Origin of the sequence: Streptomyces sp. SID1328, from assembly GCF_009865595.1 — a bacterium.
GTDB lineage: Bacteria > Actinomycetota > Actinomycetes > Streptomycetales > Streptomycetaceae > Streptomyces > Streptomyces griseoluteus.
On the sequence record NZ_WWKH01000195.1, the window covers coordinates 1 to 2,136 of the forward strand.

Here is a 2,136-nt window from a genome sequence, read left to right on the forward strand (position 1 = left end):
CCTCGGACGGCGCAGGAAACGCGGGGACGACGGTCGCCCGGACACCCCCGAACCGGCACTGCCCCCGGCCGCCGACCTGGTCTTCACGATGCTCAATGAGGACGGCACCGAGGAGGAGATCAGCCGCGTCGGCCTGCCCCCGCACGAGTTCTACGGCATGCGCGCCAACTCGGCCCATCAGCGGCTCGGCCCCGAACACCCGGAAACCCTGCGGGCGTTCCGCGACTACGCCCGTGTGCTGACCCACATGGAGGGTCGCCAGGATGAGGCGCGCGAGCGGCTGATGGCCCTGGTGTACACCCAGTCCCGGACTCTCGGCTACGTCCACGAGGACACCCTGACGACCGCCGCCGACTTGGCCGGACTGATGCACGTGACGGGCGAGTTGGGCAAGTCGGAGGAGGTGTGGCGCAGCATGTGGACCAGCCGCGCCGGACTCCTCGGGCCGGACCACCCGCACACCCTGGACAGCGCGTCCTCCCTGGCCTCGGTGCTGGAGGACCTGCGCCGCGAGCCGGAGGCGGCCGCCCTGCGCCGGGACGTGCTCGAACGCCGCAAGCGCCTGCTCGGCCCGGACGACCCGGCGGTCCTCTCCGCCACCAGCAGCCACGCGGCGGCCCTGGTCAAGGCCGGGCACTGGGCGGAGGCGGAAGGCGAACTACGCTCTCTCATCGCCAGGTTGGAGCGCCGGGGCCTCCAGGACGAGGACACCGGCCTGGCCGCCCGCGCCAACCTGGGCGCGGCCCTGTGCCGGCTTGACCGTCTGGACGAGGCAGAGGCGGTGATGCGCTCGGTCCTCACCACCCAGCAGCGCACCAAGGGCCCGGCCCACCCCGACACCCTCACCACCCGCAACAACCTCGCCGCCGTCCTCCACGCCCGCGAGCACTACGCCGAAGCGGCCCGGACCCTCCGCGAAGTCCTCACCCTCACCACCCACCACAAGGGCGAATCCCACCCCGACACCCTGCACGCCCGCGACAACCTCGCCAACGTCCTGATCGACAACGGCGACCACGAGGAGGCCACCACCCTCCTCACCCGCTGCCACACGGACTACACCCGCACCTTCGGCCCCCACCACCCACTGACCCGCACCACGGCGGAACGTCTTGCGTGGCTGCGGGACAACTCGTCTTGAACACCGCCTTCCTGACCACCAGTGGTTCGGGCCACCCCCTGAGGCACACTGAGCTGAGCATGACACCCCAACGAAAGGGAGCGACGGCGTGGGTGCTCGGTGGGCCGACTTTCAGTACGAGATCTATCTGAACGGAATGAACGGGACAGTCCCCCGGCTGCCCACCGATCTGACCCGGCTGGAGGAGCTGGCGGAGCACCGGCTCGGGCCGGGCCCGGTCGGGTACGTCGCGGGGAGCGCCGGGAACGGCAGCACCGAGCGGGCCAATCGCACCGCGCTGGAGCGCCGCAGGATCGTGCCGCGCATGCTGCGTGACGTCGAGGAACGCGATCTCTCCGTACGGGTGCTGGGCCGTACGCTGCCCGCGCCGCTGGCCCTCGCGCCCGTCGGCGTGCTGTCGATCATGCACCCGGACGCGGAGTGCGGGGCCGCACGGGCCGCCGCCGCGCAGGGCGTGCCGTTCATCCTGTCGTCGGCGTCGAGCACGCCGATGGAGACCGTCGCGGAGGCGATGGGGGACGCCGAGCGCTGGTTCCAGCTCTACTGGGGCAGCGACCGCGAGGTGACCCGGAGCTTCCTGGACCGGGCCCGGGCGGCCGGGTTCTCGGTGCTGGTCGTCACGCTGGACACCCCGCTGCTGTCCTGGCGCCCGCGCGATCTGGACCGGGCGTACCTGCCGTTCCTGCACGGCGTCGGCACCGCCAACTACTTCACCGACCCCGCCTTCCGGGCAGGGCTCGCCAAGCCGGTGGAGGAGGACCCGAACGCGGCCGTCCTCCGCTTCCTCGGCCTCTTCGGGGACGCCGGGCACACCTGGCCGGACCTGGCGTTCCTGCGGGAGCACTGGGACGGCCCCATCGTCCTCAAGGGCATCCTGCACCCGGACGACGCCCGCGCGGCCGCCGACGCCGGGATGGACGGGGTGGTGGTCTCCAACCACGGCGGCCGCCAGGTCGCCGGCTCCGTCGCGGCCGCCGACGCCCTGCCGGGTGTCG

Annotated in this window: 2 protein-coding genes; both read left to right on the top strand. The window is 72.5% G+C overall.

Going from position 1 to position 2,136, the window contains the following annotated elements:
- On the top strand, positions 1-1,141 hold a 1,141-nt coding region (locus GT030_RS05760), incomplete at its 5' end, for a tetratricopeptide repeat protein (protein ID WP_161200142.1).
- A gap of 88 nt (positions 1,142-1,229) precedes the next feature.
- On the top strand, positions 1,230-2,136 hold a 907-nt coding region (locus GT030_RS05765), incomplete at its 3' end, for an alpha-hydroxy-acid oxidizing protein (RefSeq protein WP_161200143.1).